This is a genomic window from Vibrio wakamikoensis, assembly GCF_050337275.1.
Lineage (GTDB): Bacteria > Pseudomonadota > Gammaproteobacteria > Enterobacterales > Vibrionaceae > Vibrio > Vibrio chaetopteri.
In genome coordinates, this window is sequence record NZ_JAKJST010000015.1 from 126025 (window position 1) to 141530 (window position 15506).

The 15506-nt window shown below is 46.3% G+C and carries 17 protein-coding genes; 9 read left to right on the forward strand and 8 right to left on the reverse strand.

The genetic code is table 11. The features are described 5' to 3' along the window. Positions 1–81: 81 nt before the first annotated feature. The 6 genes from lptD to apaH all read left to right on the forward strand — a co-directional run bounded on the left by lptD (position 82) and on the right by apaH (position 6857). Positions 82–2403, forward strand: a complete 2322-nt coding sequence (gene lptD, locus L4C42_RS06575) for an LPS assembly protein LptD (RefSeq protein WP_418641966.1) — start codon at positions 82–84, stop codon at positions 2401–2403. 133 nt (positions 2404–2536) lie between these two features. Beyond that, positions 2537–3790 (forward strand): peptidylprolyl isomerase SurA, encoded by a 1254-nt coding sequence (gene surA / locus L4C42_RS06580; RefSeq protein WP_418642259.1) that lies wholly within the window; start codon positions 2537–2539, stop codon positions 3788–3790. Then, complete coding sequence (gene pdxA, locus L4C42_RS06585) at positions 3777–4766, forward strand: 4-hydroxythreonine-4-phosphate dehydrogenase PdxA (RefSeq protein WP_353497063.1); 990 nt, start codon at positions 3777–3779, stop codon at positions 4764–4766. The genes surA and pdxA overlap by 14 nt, the downstream gene beginning before the upstream one ends. Beyond that, positions 4763–5569 carry a 16S rRNA (adenine(1518)-N(6)/adenine(1519)-N(6))-dimethyltransferase RsmA gene (rsmA, locus tag L4C42_RS06590; protein WP_353497064.1) on the forward strand — a complete coding sequence of 269 codons (807 nt, stop codon included), beginning with the start codon at positions 4763–4765 and terminating at the stop codon, positions 5567–5569. The genes pdxA and rsmA overlap by 4 nt, the downstream gene beginning before the upstream one ends. Positions 5570–5664: 95 nt before the next feature. After that, positions 5665–6045 (forward strand): Co2+/Mg2+ efflux protein ApaG, encoded by a 381-nt coding sequence (gene apaG / locus L4C42_RS06595; protein ID WP_353497065.1) that lies wholly within the window; start codon positions 5665–5667, stop codon positions 6043–6045. An 8-nt stretch (positions 6046–6053) separates the two neighbouring features. Beyond that, complete coding sequence (gene apaH, locus L4C42_RS06600) at positions 6054–6857, forward strand: bis(5'-nucleosyl)-tetraphosphatase (symmetrical) ApaH (protein ID WP_353497066.1); 804 nt, start codon at positions 6054–6056, stop codon at positions 6855–6857. A 46-nt stretch (positions 6858–6903) separates the two neighbouring features. On the opposite strand, the gene folA is transcribed toward apaH, so the two are convergent. The 6 genes from folA to rplU form a co-directional block, all read right to left on the reverse strand. Beyond that, a complete protein-coding gene (gene folA / locus L4C42_RS06605) occupies positions 6904–7383 on the reverse strand; it encodes a type 3 dihydrofolate reductase (protein ID WP_353497067.1) in 480 nt (159 codons plus the stop codon). Between the two features lie 16 nt (positions 7384–7399). Next, the gene (locus L4C42_RS06610) at positions 7400–7867 is read right to left on the reverse strand and encodes a threonine/serine exporter family protein (protein ID WP_162631228.1); all 468 of its coding nucleotides are present in this window, start codon (positions 7865–7867) and stop codon (positions 7400–7402) included. After that, positions 7867–8634, reverse strand: a complete 768-nt coding sequence (locus L4C42_RS06615; RefSeq protein ID WP_353497068.1) for a threonine/serine exporter family protein — start codon at positions 8632–8634, stop codon at positions 7867–7869. The genes L4C42_RS06610 and L4C42_RS06615 overlap by 1 nt, the downstream gene beginning before the upstream one ends. A gap of 189 nt (positions 8635–8823) precedes the next feature. Then, entirely contained in the window at positions 8824–9993 is a 1170-nt protein-coding gene (gene cgtA, locus L4C42_RS06620; protein WP_353497069.1) for an Obg family GTPase CgtA, read from the reverse strand. A 257-nt stretch (positions 9994–10250) separates the two neighbouring features. Then, positions 10251–10508 (reverse strand): 50S ribosomal protein L27, encoded by a 258-nt coding sequence (gene rpmA / locus L4C42_RS06625; protein WP_004409945.1) that lies wholly within the window; start codon positions 10506–10508, stop codon positions 10251–10253. 20 nt (positions 10509–10528) lie between these two features. After that, the gene (gene rplU / locus L4C42_RS06630; protein WP_006074830.1) at positions 10529–10840 is read right to left on the reverse strand and encodes a 50S ribosomal protein L21; all 312 of its coding nucleotides are present in this window, start codon (positions 10838–10840) and stop codon (positions 10529–10531) included. Positions 10841–11112: 272 nt separating this feature from the next. On the opposite strand from rplU, the gene ispB reads away from it, so the two are divergent. Continuing rightward, positions 11113–12084, forward strand: coding sequence for an octaprenyl diphosphate synthase (ispB, locus tag L4C42_RS06635; protein WP_353497070.1), 972 nt, complete (start codon positions 11113–11115; stop codon positions 12082–12084). A 59-nt stretch (positions 12085–12143) separates the two neighbouring features. On the opposite strand, the gene L4C42_RS06640 is transcribed toward ispB, so the two are convergent. Both L4C42_RS06640 and mdh read right to left on the reverse strand, forming a co-directional pair. Then, positions 12144–12338 carry a hypothetical protein gene (locus L4C42_RS06640; RefSeq protein WP_353497071.1) on the reverse strand — a complete coding sequence of 65 codons (195 nt, stop codon included), beginning with the start codon at positions 12336–12338 and terminating at the stop codon, positions 12144–12146. Positions 12339–12454: 116 nt separating this feature from the next. Beyond that, a complete protein-coding gene (gene mdh / locus L4C42_RS06645; protein WP_353497072.1) occupies positions 12455–13390 on the reverse strand; it encodes a malate dehydrogenase in 936 nt (311 codons plus the stop codon). A gap of 338 nt (positions 13391–13728) precedes the next feature. Here mdh and argR point away from each other — a divergent pair, with 338 nt between their 5' ends. Both argR and L4C42_RS06655 read left to right on the forward strand, forming a co-directional pair. Next, positions 13729–14199 (forward strand): transcriptional regulator ArgR, encoded by a 471-nt coding sequence (gene argR / locus L4C42_RS06650; protein ID WP_042473435.1) that lies wholly within the window; start codon positions 13729–13731, stop codon positions 14197–14199. A gap of 334 nt (positions 14200–14533) precedes the next feature. Continuing rightward, positions 14534–15502 carry a TAXI family TRAP transporter solute-binding subunit gene (locus tag L4C42_RS06655; protein WP_353497073.1) on the forward strand — a complete coding sequence of 323 codons (969 nt, stop codon included), beginning with the start codon at positions 14534–14536 and terminating at the stop codon, positions 15500–15502. The last annotated feature ends 4 nt before the right edge of the window (positions 15503–15506 follow it).

Consider the following 15506-nt stretch of genomic DNA (forward strand, 5'->3'; position numbering starts at 1 on the left):
TGATAGAGACCGTCTTATAAACGATTCAATATCAATCGAATTCAACTGAATGAATCAAGTTAAACAGGATAGTACAACTCGATGTCACGTTTTTCCCGCACTTATCTAGCGGCCTCTATTGGTGCTGCGCTGCTAGCGTCTTACGCAAATGCCGAAGAAACATCGAAAAACAGTGGACAATCCATGCCACCAGCAGAGCAGTGCTCTGTTGATACTGCACAAAGTTCAGACTCCAATCAAGAGCCAATCAATATTGAGGCCGACTCTCTGGAGGCCATCAATGGCGAGCGTGCAACCTACAAAGGCGACGTGGTGGTTGTCCAAGGTAATAAAACCATTACTGCTGACAGCGTGACGCTCCACCAAGACGACAACGTCGTCGTCGCTGAAGGCAATGTCACCATTGACGATGGCCAGTTTAATGCCGTATCTGACAAAATCACTAACGATTTAAATAAAGATGTCATTACTGCTGAAAACACGCAGTATAAAATGTTGTGTGGGGGTGGACGCGGCGATGCTGTGTACATTTCAAAAACGGGCAAGTCGCTCTATCAAATCAACGATGGCTCGATCACCACTTGTCCAGAAGATGACAATTCATGGCGCTTTCTAGCCGATGACATTCGAGTCGATCAAGACAATGAAGTAGCTACCCTTTACGGGAGTCGTGTGGAAGTAAAAGATGTCCCGATCTTCTACATGCCTTATATGACGATGCCTACCAGTAACAAGCGAAAAACCGGTGTCCTATTCCCGTCACTTTCACTAGGCTCAAAAAACGGCCTGGAGCTACAGATCCCAGTTTACTGGAACCTAGCCCCTAACTACGACTTGCTTACCACTTTCCACTACATGCAAACGCGTGGCTTGCAACTAAAAGGGGATTTTCGCTATCTGACCTCAACCAGTAGTGGTGAATTGAAAGGCGAGTACCTTGCTGACGACCAAAAATACCCTGAAAAAGATCAGCGCTGGGCATTCCAATACAAAAATAACAGTAATTTTGGTCAGCACTGGAAATTGGATGTCGATTACTCTCAGGTAAGTGATAACGACTACTTCCAAGATCTCGATTCTAGCATCGGTAGCCGCTCAGAAGGTCAACTGTCGCAAAAAGGGACTGTTGCCTATCGCGAGCAGTTCTGGGATGCAGCGATCACGGTTCAAGACTTCCAAATTCTGGTTGATGATACTAAGCCTTACCGCTTAATGCCGCAGTTTGAATTTAACTACTACCGCCCTGAAATTTATCAAAACCTGAACTTTGATTTGGTCAGCAGTATCTCTCGCTTTGAGACCGACGATGAGAAAAAGCCTTCGGCGACTCGTGTTCACGTGGAGCCTGGCATCACTCTGCCTCTTTCAAATACTTGGGGTACTTGGACAACCGAAGCTCGCTACCTCTTAACGCAATATAATCAAGAAATTGACAACCTAAACATCGCTGATGTCGGTCCGTTGGAAGAGAAAGTCACTCGTGCATTGCCAGAGTTTCGCACTCATGCGGGCATGGTGTTTGAGCGCGATACCGCCTTTATTAATGGTTACACACAAACCCTAGAGCCGCAGGTTCAATACTTGTACGTGCCAGAAGTTGATCAAAGTAATATCTTTAATTACGACACCACTTTATTGCAAACCGATTACTACGGCCTGTTCCGTAGCCGCCGTTTCAGTGGCGTGGACAAAGTCGCAGCAGCCAACCAAATTAGCTACGGTGCGACGTCGCGTTTTTACGATGGTGGACAAAAAGAACGTCTAGCAATCTCATTTGGTCAAATTTACTACCTTGATCCGGCAAGTAAAAACCCAAATAGCGCCACCGACAATGAGTCTTCAAACTACTCATCATGGGCAATTGAGACCGATTTTAACTACAACGATCGCGTGTTCTACCATGGCGGGATTCAATATGATATTGATTCATCTTCGGTATCACTCGCCAATAGTGCAGTCGAGTATCGGGTCGAAGACGACTTCATCCAAGCCAACTATCGCTACGTGACCAAAGAGTACATCGAAAGTATTAACAGCTATAGCAACGATGAACTGTCAAAGTTAACACGTAACGGTATAAACCAAGTTGGCCTTTTAGGTGGTTATCAAATTAACCGCAACTGGATCGCAACTGGTCAGTATTACTATGACATGACCGAGCGCGTATCCATTGAATGGCTGGCCAAATTAGAGTATCAATCGGATTGTTGGTATTTTGGTGTCGACTACAGCCGCCAACTTCGTAGCTGGGAGTCTGGTATTGTGGGTATTGGCGGCGCTAACTTCGAAGACAACATTCGATTTAGCTTTGGTATCACAGGTCTTGGTGGCAGCTCACGTGCCCCTGAGCCACCAAATGGTAACGCGCTGAAATACGGCAGACCGTTTATACTTAACCAATAATCGCCAAGCCGTCACACGATGACATCATGCAAGGAACTTAATTCACTTCACAGACTCATAGTCTGTGAAGTTTTCACTGGGAATATCGATGAAATTTATTAGTACACTCTTTTCAACTTGCCTATTGGCGGCCATGTCGTTTCAAGCAGCAGCGGAGCCCGTTGAGCTTGACCGTGTTAGAGTCATTGTTAACGATGGCGTGATTTTGCAAAGTGATATCGACTCAGCTACCAAAACCCTCACAGCTAACGCGCGTAAGAACAACCAAGAGCTGCCTTCAGACGATATTTTGCTAGAACAGATCTTAGATAAACTGATCCTAGAAAAACTGCAGCTTCAAGAAGCTGAGCGTATCGGTGTTCGTATCGACGATAACCGCTTGTCACAAGCCCTTGGCGATATCGCAGCGAACAACGAGCAAACCCAAGAGCAGCTTCGTCAAACGGTCGCCGAAGAAGGCCTATCATGGGAAGCATTTCGCGAGCAAATTCGTGATGAAATTGCTGCCAGTGAAGCACGTAATGCTATGGTAAGACAGCGCATCAACATTCTTCCTGCAGAGGTTGATAACCTTTCTGAGCTGCTCGCGAAAGAAAGTGACGCGACAGTGACTTACAAGATCCGCCACATTCAGCTTCGCTTTAACGATGGTGAAGATAAGAGCGTTCAAGAGAAGCAAGCAGAAACCATTATCGAACGACTAAACGGCGGTGAAGACTTCGCAACCATGGCCTATACCTTCTCGAAAGGTCCAAAAGCACTAGAAGGTGGTGATTGGGGCTGGATGCGTAAAGAGGAAATGCCAACTATCTTTGCTGACCAAATCAACATGCAGACCAAAGGAACCATCATTGGTCCATTTCGTAGCGGCGTTGGTTTTCACATCCTGAAAATCGAAGACGTGAAAGGTCTAGAAACCGTCTCTGTGACTGAAGTAAATGCCCGTCATATTCTGATCAAGCCAACGGTTATCCTTAGTGATGAGGGCGTGAAACGTCAGCTCAACACCATTATTCAAAAAGTTCAATCTGGTGAAGCGAGCTTTGCCGAAATGGCTGAACAGTTCAGCCAAGATCCAGGCTCAGCAGTACAAGGTGGTGAACTCGGCTATCAAACCCCAGAGCTTTATGTGCCTGAATTTAAGCACCAAGTGGAAACCCTACCGGTTAAACAGATCAGTGAACCATTTAAAACCGTTCACGGCTGGCACATTGTAGAAGTTCTGGATCGCCGCGATGTCGACAAAACAGGTTCTGCGATGCAAAACCGTGCATACCGTATCCTATTTAACCGTAAGTTTAATGAAGAAGCATCAGCATGGATCCAAGAACTTCGTGCGAGTGCCTTTGTAGAGATGGTTGAGGACGAAGAGAATGCAACCAATTAAGCGCATTATCGTTACCGCCGGTGAGCCGGCGGGCATCGGCCCCGATTTGGCGGTAGCTTTGTCGCAAAAATCATGGCCACATCAAGTGGTCATTTGCGCAGATAAGTCACTGATAGCGAATCGAGCTAAGCAACTTGGTATCAACGTCGAACTGGTTGACTTCGACGAGCAGAACTTTGATTCCCAACAGCAAGGGCGCCTGGTCATTCTCCATGAACCGTTATCCGTTCCTGCAAAAGCTGGCGTTCTGGATGAAAGAAACGGTCAGTACGTACTAAATACCCTAGAAAAAGCCGCAAAAGGCTGTATGAATGGTCAATTTGATGCTATTGTCACCGGCCCTGTGCACAAAGGGGTGATCAATCGCGCTGGCGTTAGCTTCAGTGGCCATACTGAGTTCTTTGCTGAGGTATCCAATACACCACTTGTGGTGATGATGCTAGCAACGGAAGGGTTAAGAACGGCACTGGTTACAACACACCTTCCTTTAACGGAGGTGCCTAATGCCATCACCGAGGATCGCGTAACGCGAATCGTCGACATACTGCATCACGATTTGGTCACCAAGTTTGGCATCAAAACGCCAAACATCTATGTCTGCGGCCTAAACCCTCACGCGGGTGAAGATGGCTGCCTAGGTATGGAAGAGATTGAAACCATCACTCCTACCCTAGAGAAACTTCGCACAGAGAAAAATTATCAGCTTGTTGGCCCACTACCCGCCGACACGATATTTAATGACAAATACTTACGCGAAGCAGATGCTGTCTTAGGCATGTATCACGATCAAGTCCTTCCTGTATTGAAATACAAAGGCTTTGGTCGTTCAGTAAACATCACTCTTGGTCTACCCTTTATAAGGACATCGGTTGATCATGGCACTGCGATTGATCTTGCTGGCACAGGCCAAGCAGACTTTGGCAGCTTTGAGACAGCGCTGGCGTACGCAATAGACTTAGTAGAGAGCAGACAATGAGAAATGATGTCCACTTAGGGCACAAGGCCAGAAAACGCTTTGGTCAGAACTTCCTGAACGATCCGTACATCATCGATGGTATCGTATCTTCAATTAACCCAAGACCGGGCCAAAACCTGGTTGAGATCGGTCCGGGTCTTGGCGCGATTACTGAGCCAGTGGGTAAAGAAGTCGACAAGTTTACGGTTATCGAACTCGACCGTGACTTGGCACAGCGTCTGCGTACTCACCCAGATCTTGCTGACAAGCTAACGATTCACGAAGGCGATGCAATGCGTTTTGACTTCACTCAGCTGGTGAAGCCAAACAACAAACTGCGTATCTTTGGTAACCTACCATATAACATCTCTACGCCTTTGATGTTCCACCTATTTGAATTCCATAAAGACATTCAAGACATGCACTTTATGCTTCAAAAAGAAGTAGTTAACCGTCTAGCAGCAGGGCCAGGCAGTAAAGCTTATGGCCGTCTAACGGTCATGGCGCAGTACTACTGTAAAGTGGTACCTGTACTTGAAGTTCCGCCAACAGCATTCGTGCCGCCGCCGAAAGTTGACTCAGCGGTTGTGCGCCTAGTGCCTTACGAGGAGCTACCGTACCCAGCAACCAGCCTTAAATGGCTCGATCGCGTATGTCGCGAAGGCTTCAACCAGCGTCGTAAGACCGTGCGTAACTGCTATAAAGCACTCATGTCGGCAGAAACCCTGGAAGAGCTTGGTGTGAACCCATCAATGCGCCCAGAGAACCTGACGCTGCAACAGTTTGTTGACATGGCAAACTGGCTCGACGCCAACCATGGATAATACAAATCAATAACAGAAAAAACGCTCACTAGCTTGCTATTGAGCGTTTTTTTTGTCATATCTGAATATGCACTTCAAGCAGTTAGGAGATTGACATGGAGTCGACCACGCCATGCATTAAATGCCAAGTACACACTAAGTACGTTGAAGAACAATCCGATCCAGACAACAACCGTTATGTTTTTGCCTACATCATTACTATCAAAAATCTAAGTCAGGAAACGGTTCAACTGATAAGCCGACGTTGGCTCATTACCGATGCCAATGGCAAACAGCTTACCGTAGAGGGCGACGGTGTCGTGGGTCAGCAGCCAGTGATAGAGAAAAATGATGAGTATACCTACACCAGCGGTACCGCGATCGAAACGCCACTCGGCGTGATGCAAGGGCACTACATCATGCTAGATGCCAACGGCAAACAGTTTACCGCCGAAATTGAGCCATTCCGCTTAGCCATTCCCAACATACTGAATTAAGGAACACTGTGGCCAACTACATTGTCGGAGACATTCAAGGCTGTCTCGATGAACTGCAGCTTTTATTAGCTAGCGTTAGCTTTAACCCGCAACAAGATACCATTTGGTTCGCTGGCGATCTCGTCGCAAGAGGACCAAAGTCTTTAGAAACACTTAGGTATGTTAAATCACTAGGAGATGCGGCTAAGGTTTGTTTAGGCAACCACGATTTACATCTTCTTGCGGTGTCTTTAGGCGTTCACAAAACAAAGCCAAAGGACAAAACGTTACCCATCCTCGAAGCGAGCGACAGAGACGAGTTACTTAACTGGCTAAGACAACAACCATTATTGCTTGAACATGATGAGTTTGTCGTTTGTCATGCGGGGATCTCACCACAATGGACACTGAAACAAGCGAAGAAATGCGCAAAAAAGGTAGCAAAAAAGCTACGCGGAGACGATTGGCAGTCACTGATCAAAAACATGTATAGCAACGAGCCGGACGCCTGGTCTTCTGAACTCAAAGGGATTGAGCGACTTCGCTATACCATCAATGCTTACACCCGAATGCGATTTTGTTTTCCTGATGGTCGCTTAGACATGGGTTGCAAGCTCCCTCCTTCAGAAGTCAATCCGAGTGAATATGTACCCTGGTTTGCCCTACCATCACGTGAGCCACTGAGTAAAACTGTGATTTTTGGTCATTGGGCAGCGCTGGGTGGTTATGTCAGCGAAGAGGTCATAGGGCTTGATACCGGCTGTGTATGGGGTGGGGAACTGACCATGATCCGCTGGGAAGACAAAGCGCTATTTAGTCAGCCTGCGCTGTAACAATCGATAAAACTCGCCAGTCAATGAACTGGCGAGCTGTAAAAACTTAACGCTCTAACACCACAAACTCCATGTTGTAGGCATTTTTTTCATCCGCACTGTAATGCTCACTATGGCTCTGCTGCCAACCTTCTCCCCAGTCAGGAAATTGCGTATCTCCATCAAGCTTGGCATCAATATGGGTCAGATACAGTTTATTTGCCATCGGAAGACAGTGACTATAGAAGCTACCGCCACCAATGATCATCGCTTCTTCGACATCGCTAACCAGCTCCAATGCCTGTTCAAGCGAGGTCACCGTATCCACACCTTCGATAGACAGCTCACTATTACGACTCACAACAATATTGCGACGCCCCGGTAGTGGGCGTCCGATAGACTCATAAGTCTTACGACCCATAATCACAGGCTTACCCATCGTGCAGCGCTTAAACCAAGCAAAATCAGCCGGTAAATGCCACGGCATTTGGTTGTCCTTACCAATGATACGATTGTCTGCCATAGCGGCTATCATACTGATGATCATGATTGTTTATTCCTAATTAGACGATTGGGCGACGGCGGTAGAATAACAGCCCTGGCATCGCAAGACCAACCGCGAGTCCTGCGATAATGAACATCGCCTTCAAAAAGTTCTCAAGAAGCGTTGCTAGCAGCTCTGGGGTGTAGCCTAAGTGATTGATCTCCACCATCGCAATCATGGCTTTGAAAGCAAATACACCTGGCACCATAGGGATCAAAGCGGCGACTGTGAACACTTTTGGATGAGCCAAAAACTTATGAGACCAATGCACACCAATCATACCAACCAGAGTTGCGGCAAAAAAGGTCGCCCACTCAATCGGCACCCCGTAATGCATCATTAAAAAACGCGAGCCATGACCGATCGCGCCACCAATAGCGCAGTACGCCAACGCATTTTGCGGCACGTTAAATACCAGAGCAAAACCCACCGCTGGTATGGCGGCAAAAAACATATCATTAAGTAGAGCGAGTAGCAGTTCCATCATTACTGTACCCACCCTAATACGTTGGTAATGCTCATCGCACCAACGATACCTAAACAGGTCGCGAGCGTTAGTAAGCTTGCCATCACAAAGCGGGCAATCCCCATATTAATGTAGCCTTTGAGCATATCGGCCACCGAGTTAATCAGCGGAAAACCAGGCACCAACATCAGTACCGAAGAGGCCATCACTAACTGTGGCTTGTCTCCGATTCCATAAATCACGGCTTGTGCGGAGATGAGCGTAGTGACAAAAGCAGTGATCGCGAAATTGAGTAGCGGATTGAAGTGACGATGACCAAACTCCTGACGCACAATCATGCCCAAGCCAGACGCTAAAAAGGTCATACCAAACACCGCCCAATCTCCTCCGGCTAAGCGGCTAAAAGCAGCACAAGAAAGACCTATCATCACCACCACTAACCAGCGGTTGTAACGTTCTGGGCTGATTTGGTTAAGCTTTTTTTGAGCCAGTTGATAGTCGAGAATGCCCTTTTCCATCATGATGCAGATGCGCTGAATCTGCGTAACGACCCGCATATTCAAGCCGCGATCTGGGCTTCGACGTGCCGTGGTGACGCAATGTTCGTTGTAAACAGTAGTGACGACTAGAGAGCTAGCAGAGAGCGATACTTCCACTTCATCCATGCCCGCTGCTTTGCCGATTCGATGTGTAATGTGACCAACCAGGGTGCTTTCAGCGCCATGAGCTAACAGCATTTGGCCTGCTTGAGCAATCAGCCGAGAGACTGCTCTTTGATTAGGTGCCATGTATCCTTCCAAGCATGTTGTTCTAGGCAAATGTTTTGCCAATCCATAATTTATTTGGCCGATTGGTTTCTGCCAAACAAAGTGCAAACGTTTGAGCCGGTTAGTTTGCCTCAGTTTCTGAGTCAGAGAAATGATTTAGGTACAAAAAAACCGCAATAACAATTGCGGTTTTTCATTCTAGATGCGGATTTAGTCACGAACGTAGACAACGTGGCCGTCATCTTCTTCGTCATCCCAATCATCCCAGTCATCGTCTTCAGTAATCACGTCTTTACCTGACATGGCATCTTTGTGGTAGTCATCCCACATGAAGTCGACTTTCTCTTCTTCAGAGACCTCTTCTTCCGCACGTGGTAGCGTTTCCATAAAGTCAGCTAACTTGTAGCAAAGCTCTTTAGTACCGCTCTTGTTAACCGCAGAGATCTTAAAGTATTCATCTTCCCAGCCAAGCGCATCAAGGATCTCTTGGATCACTTCATTTGCTTCTTCTTCTGGCATCAGATCAACTTTGTTGAATACCAACCAACGTGGCTTATCAGCCAGTTTATCACTGTACTGCTCAAGCTCATCGATGATGGTCAATGCATTTTCGATTGGGTTAGATTGGTCGATAGGCATAATATCGATCATGTGAAGCAGCACGCGACAGCGCTCTAAGTGCTTCAAGAAACGAATACCAAGGCCAGCACCATCCGCAGCACCTTCGATTAGACCTGGAATGTCAGCCACTACAAAGCTTTTCTCAGGAACCACACTCACAACGCCAAGACTTGGGATCAAGGTCGTAAATGGGTAGTCGGCTACCTTAGGTTTCGCAGCAGATACCGCGCGAATGAAGGTTGATTTACCTGCGTTTGGCAAACCAAGCATACCCACGTCTGCAAGCAGAAGTAGCTCAAGACGCAACTCACGCATTTCACCTTTGGTACCTAGCGTCTTTTGACGAGGTGCGCGGTTAACCGACGATTTAAAACGCGTGTTACCAAGACCGTGCCAACCACCTTTAGCAACCATGACTTTTTTGCCATGTTCAGCCACTTCTGCCACGATTTCGTTGGTGTGAATATCAACCGCACGAGTACCTACTGGCACTTTCATGACTTTATCTTTGCCACGCTTACCAGTACAGTTACCACCACGGCCATTTTCTCCGCGTTCCGCTTCATAGAAACGCTGGAAACGGTAGTCGATCAACGTGTTAAGGTTTTCATCTGCCTCGATATAGATATCGCCGCCGTCGCCGCCGTCGCCACCATCTGGGCCACCTTTCGCTACAAATTTCTCACGCCAAAAGCTAACAACACCGTTACCGCCGTCGCCCGCTTGGACTTTTACTACCGCTTCATCAACGAACTTCATCTCTTACTCCGACTACTTCTTCGCTTACCCACCATAAGGATAAGACGTCATCACGACGCACCTTATGGCTTCATTCGATTATCACTACATTTTAGCAGATGACAGAGACGACTCCCCACCAAGCTAGACCCTGTCTAAACCTAGAGTTTCGTCTCTATCGACTGCCTTCATTTTCAATAAAAATAAAAAACCCCGCCGACTCGGCAGGGCTTTTGAATTCAGCTTGAAAGCATTGTGTAATTTAGCGAGACGCTTAATTACTCAGCTTCGATGCTAACGAATTTACGGTTCTTAGGACCTTTAACTTCGAATTTCACTTTACCTTCAGTAAGAGCGAAAAGAGTATGGTCTTTACCGATACCAACGTTAGTACCAGCGTGGAACTTAGTACCACGTTGACGTACGATAATGTTACCTGCAAGAACAGACTCACCACCGAAACGCTTAACACCTAGACGTTTGCTTTCTGAATCGCGGCCGTTACGAGTAGAACCACCAGCTTTTTTGTGTGCCATTGTTAAACTCTCCTAATCGATTAAGCGTTGATGCCAGTGATTTTCACTTCCGTGAACCACTGACGGTGACCTTGTTGCTTACGAGAGTGCTTACGACGACGGAACTTAACGATTTTAACTTTATCGCCACGACCGTGTTGTACTACTTCAGCAACCACTTTGCCGCCCTCTACTAGAGGAGCGCCAACTTGAATATCTTCACCGTTAGCAACAAGAAGAACTTTATCAAATTCAACAGTTGCACCAGTTTCAACGTCTAATTTCTCTAAACGAAGAGTTTGACCTTCGCTTACACGGTGTTGTTTACCACCAGATTGGAAAACAGCGTACATATTTTACTCCGCTTTTTCCGCACAGCCTTTTGATTGTTATTTCAACAAATAGGGTGTGCGCTAAACTAATCATCAATAGGGCGCAGATTCTACGCGAATGATTACCCTATGACAAGCCATATTTTGAAAAAATTGGCGAAACACTAATCGCCAATCGAAAGTGCCGCAATAATGCCCTTTCACCATGTATTAATCAACGTTTTTTAGTGTATTATTCACAGATTATAACCAACGATTAAGCCTTACAGGCTCTAAGCTCAACCGGGTACGTAATGGATTTTAAAGCTATCCAAGCACTGACTGCCGATGATATGGCAAAAGTGAATGAAACAATACAAGCACAATTAAACTCTGAAGTTAGCCTTATCAATCAGCTTGGTTTTTACATCGTGAGCAGCGGTGGTAAGCGATTAAGACCACTTCTTGCTATCCTGTCAGCCAAAGCGCTGGGGTATCAGGGCAATGCTCACACGACAGCTGCTGCTTTTATAGAATTTATACATACTGCCACTCTATTACATGATGATGTGGTTGATGAGTCCGACATGCGACGCGGGAAAGCAACGGCAAACGCGGCGTTTGGAAATGCGGCGAGTGTATTGGTGGGTGACTACATCTACACACGCTCGTTCCAAATGATGACGGCACTCGGCTCACTGCGTATCTTGGAGCTAATGAGTGATGCGGTGAATGTCATTGCAGAAGGCGAAGTTCAACAGTTAATGAACTGTAACGACCCTGATACAAGCGAAGACAGCTACATGCAGGTTATCTATTCTAAAACCGCGCGTCTATTTGAAGCCGCTACGCAAGTTGGCGCGATACTCAATGACGCTACGCCAGAAGTAGAACTTGCCCTACAAAACTACGGTAAATACTTAGGTACCGCGTTCCAGCTTATCGATGATGTCATGGACTACACCTCTAGCGGTGAAGATATGGGTAAGAATGTTGGTGACGACCTTGCAGAAGGCAAACCGACTCTACCACTTATCCACGCAATGCAACACGGTGAAGCACACGAGAGCGAGATGATTCGCGAAGCGATTGAGAAAGGTAATGGCCTGGACAAAATCGACGCCATCATGGCGACAATGGAACGTGTCGGCTCGCTTACATACACCGAAGACATCGCCTTTAGAGAAGCAGATAAAGCGATTGATGCGCTTTCTGTGGTTCCTGATAGCGAATATAAAGAGGCACTCGTCGCACTTGCCTATATGGCAGTTAAACGCAGCGCATAAAAAAGAGGTAGCGGCTCGAGTTGCTACCCCTTTTTACTTTGACTTCGCTCAGCGCTATCCTAGTAGTATTGTTCGCAGCCATTATGCAGTTGTTGGTCTTCTTGGATCTCGTCGGCGTCTAACGCCCACTGAACATCACTGCCAAGTGGCTCGACCAATACCGAATTAGACGTTTTGTCGATTACTAATACCTGACCCACGCCATGCTGGGACTCGACCCACATCCCCTTACGTACTTTGTCTATTTCCATCATCCATCCCCCATCTTGCAACACTGTTTTTACGTGCTCCTTAAGGGATAGATCAAAAAACCCAGTCTAGTAAAGACTGGGTTTGAATATTAAGCGGCTAAATTAGCAAGGTTCGGTGATTATTTCGCGAACTCAACACCAATCTCGATGTCTTTGTTTAGCGTTTCAAGCATGCCATCTAAAGCTGCTTTCTCGTAATCACTTAACTCACCGTAGCTAAGGATAGCTTCTGCGCCATCTTTACCTAGCTTAACTGGCTGTGCGAAGAAAGGAGCGTGTTCACCATCGCCTTCAACGTACGCGCATTCGATGACGTTTTCTTCACCTTGTAGGCCTTTCACTAGCGCTAGACCAAATCGACACGCCGCTTGACCCATTGATAGCGTTGCGCTGCCACCACCCGCTTTCGCTTCAACAACTTCAGTACCTGCGTTTTGAATGCGCTTGGTCAACGCTTCTACTTCTTCAGCCGTAAACTCAACACCTTCTACTTGAGAAAGAAGAGGAAGAATCGTGACACCAGAGTGACCACCGATAACCGGTACACGCACATCGCCTGGATCTTTTGCTTTTAGGTCAGCAACGAAGGTTTCTGAGCGAATCACATCCAGTGTTGTCACACCGAACAGCTTACGCTTGTCATAAACACCGGCTTTCTTAAGCACTTCTGCTGCGATTGGCACAGTCGTGTTCACTGGGTTTGTAATGATACCAATACACGCTGTCGGGCAAACTACCGCGATTTTTTCCGCCAAAGATTTCACGATACCAGCGTTAACATTGAATAGATCAGAACGATCCATACCTGGTTTACGTGCAACACCCGCTGAGATTAGCACCACATCGGCACCTTCAAGCGCTGGCGTTGGGTCTTCACCGGCATAACCTTTGATGGAAACTGGCGTCGGGATGTGGCTAAGGTCAGCCGCTACACCAGGAGTTACAGGGGCAATATCATAAAGGGCTAAATCAGAACCTGCTGGAAGACGGTTCTTAAGTAGTAGAGCTAGGGCTTGACCGATGCCACCCGCGGCACCAATAACAGCTACTTTCATGGTAGTTCTCCTTGAGATTGGTATCTCTTATTCATAGTTTTGTAGGGTAATTTTTCATCAGCTAGTAAAAAGCTATAGCATTCACTAATCGATTACAATCAATTAACCCCAGCTTTGCGAGGTCACGCAACTCGCTAATAACGTGCCACTAAACTAGCACGTAAACCCCCTCGTTAAAACCCACCTTTTACCTTGTTAATTATGAGGTTATGGTATTTTTCCGTGACATAGGTTTAAGTGATATTGTCGGCAGAAACCATGGATAAGTTGGTTAACATAGAGGTTCTGTGCCACAATACGGCGATCACTGCGAGTAGAACGAAGAATAAGAGGCGTATATGCGCAATAATGACAAACAAGATAATCTGGTTCGCGCGTTTAAAGCGTTATTAAAAGAAGAGCGATTTGGCTCTCAAGGTGAGATTGTCGACGCGTTAAAACACGAAGGGTTTGAAAATATTAACCAATCAAAAGTGTCGCGTATGTTGACTAAGTTTGGCGCAGTGAGAACCCGCAACGCCAAAATGGAAATGGTTTATTGTTTACCTGCTGAACTTGGCGTTCCGACTGTATCGAGTTCACTGCGTGAACTGGTACTCGATATCGACCATAACAACGCGTTAGTCGTCATTCATACTGGTCCCGGAGCTGCACAGCTCATCGCTCGATTGTTAGACTCACTGGGTAAAGCTGAAGGTATCTTGGGCGTTGTCGCTGGCGATGACACCATCTTTATTACTCCAACGCTTACAGTCTCTACGAAACAACTATTTGATTCTGTATGTGATTTGTTTGAATACGCTGGTTAAGTTTTAAACGTTAACATTCAGAACAATCTGTCACGGAGCAATCCGTTCCGTGATACTCATCACATCTTAAAAAAATCAAACTCTACCCCTTAAATTCGTCTTAATTATCTGTTTTATTTGACTTATATTCCAAAAATACATCGCCTCCTGCCATTTCTAGCACAGACAAATCCCCTATATCTATTAACAATCCAGTAATTTTCTTCCAATTTATTTGGTATGATTGCGCCACTTTTTCAACATATGGATTGAAAAAGATGCCGTTTCCACATAGGAAACCTCTGAAGACAACTATAGTTATTCAGGGCTAATAATGAATAAGGAAGGGAAATTCATGGCATTTAAGAAACTTGTTAAAATCGGTGCTATTGCCGCTGCAATAATGGGCGCAGGCGCTGTTAATGCTCAAGAGTTCATCACAATCGGTACAGGTTCGGTAACGGGGGTTTATTACCCTACTGGCGGTGCAATCTGTAAGCTTGTGAATAAAGGCCGTAAGGAACACAACATCCGTTGTTCAGTAGAGTCCACTGGTGGTTCTATCTACAATGTCAACACTATGCGTGCTGGTGAGTTAGATTTCGGTATCGTTCAATCTGACTGGCAATATCACGGCTACAACGGCACGAGCAAATTTGAAGAGCAAGGCCCTTACAAAAAGCTTCGTGCGATGTTCTCTTTGCACACAGAACCATTCAACATCATCGCTCGTTCTGATGCTGGTATCAACAACGTGACTGACCTAAAAGGTAAGCGTGTGAATATCGGTAACCCTGGTTCTGGTGACCGCGCAACAATGGGCGTTGTCATGGATGCAATGGGTTGGACTAACGATGACTTCAAACTGGCTTCTGAACTAAAAGGTTCTGAACGTTCACAAGCTCTTTGTGACAACAAAATCGACGCGTTCGTTTATGTTGTTGGCCATCCAAACGGATCAATCAAAGAAGCAACAACATCTTGTGAAGCTAAACTAATCTCTGCGACTGGCGAAAAAATCGATGAAATCGTTTCAGCAAACCCTTACTACGCTTACAGCAATGTACCGGCAGGTATGTACCGTGGCACAGAGGGTGACGTAAACAGCTTCGGTGTTGCCGCCACTATGGTAACCACATCAGACGTTTCTGACGAAACAGCATACAATGTGGCTAAAGCAGTATTTGAAAACTTCGATACATTCAAACGTCTTCACCCAGCGTTCGCTAACCTGAAGAAAGAAGACATGGTGAAAGCAGGTCTATCTATCCCGCTTCACCCAGGTGCTGAGAAGTACTACAAAGAAGTCGGTCTACTAAAATAAGACC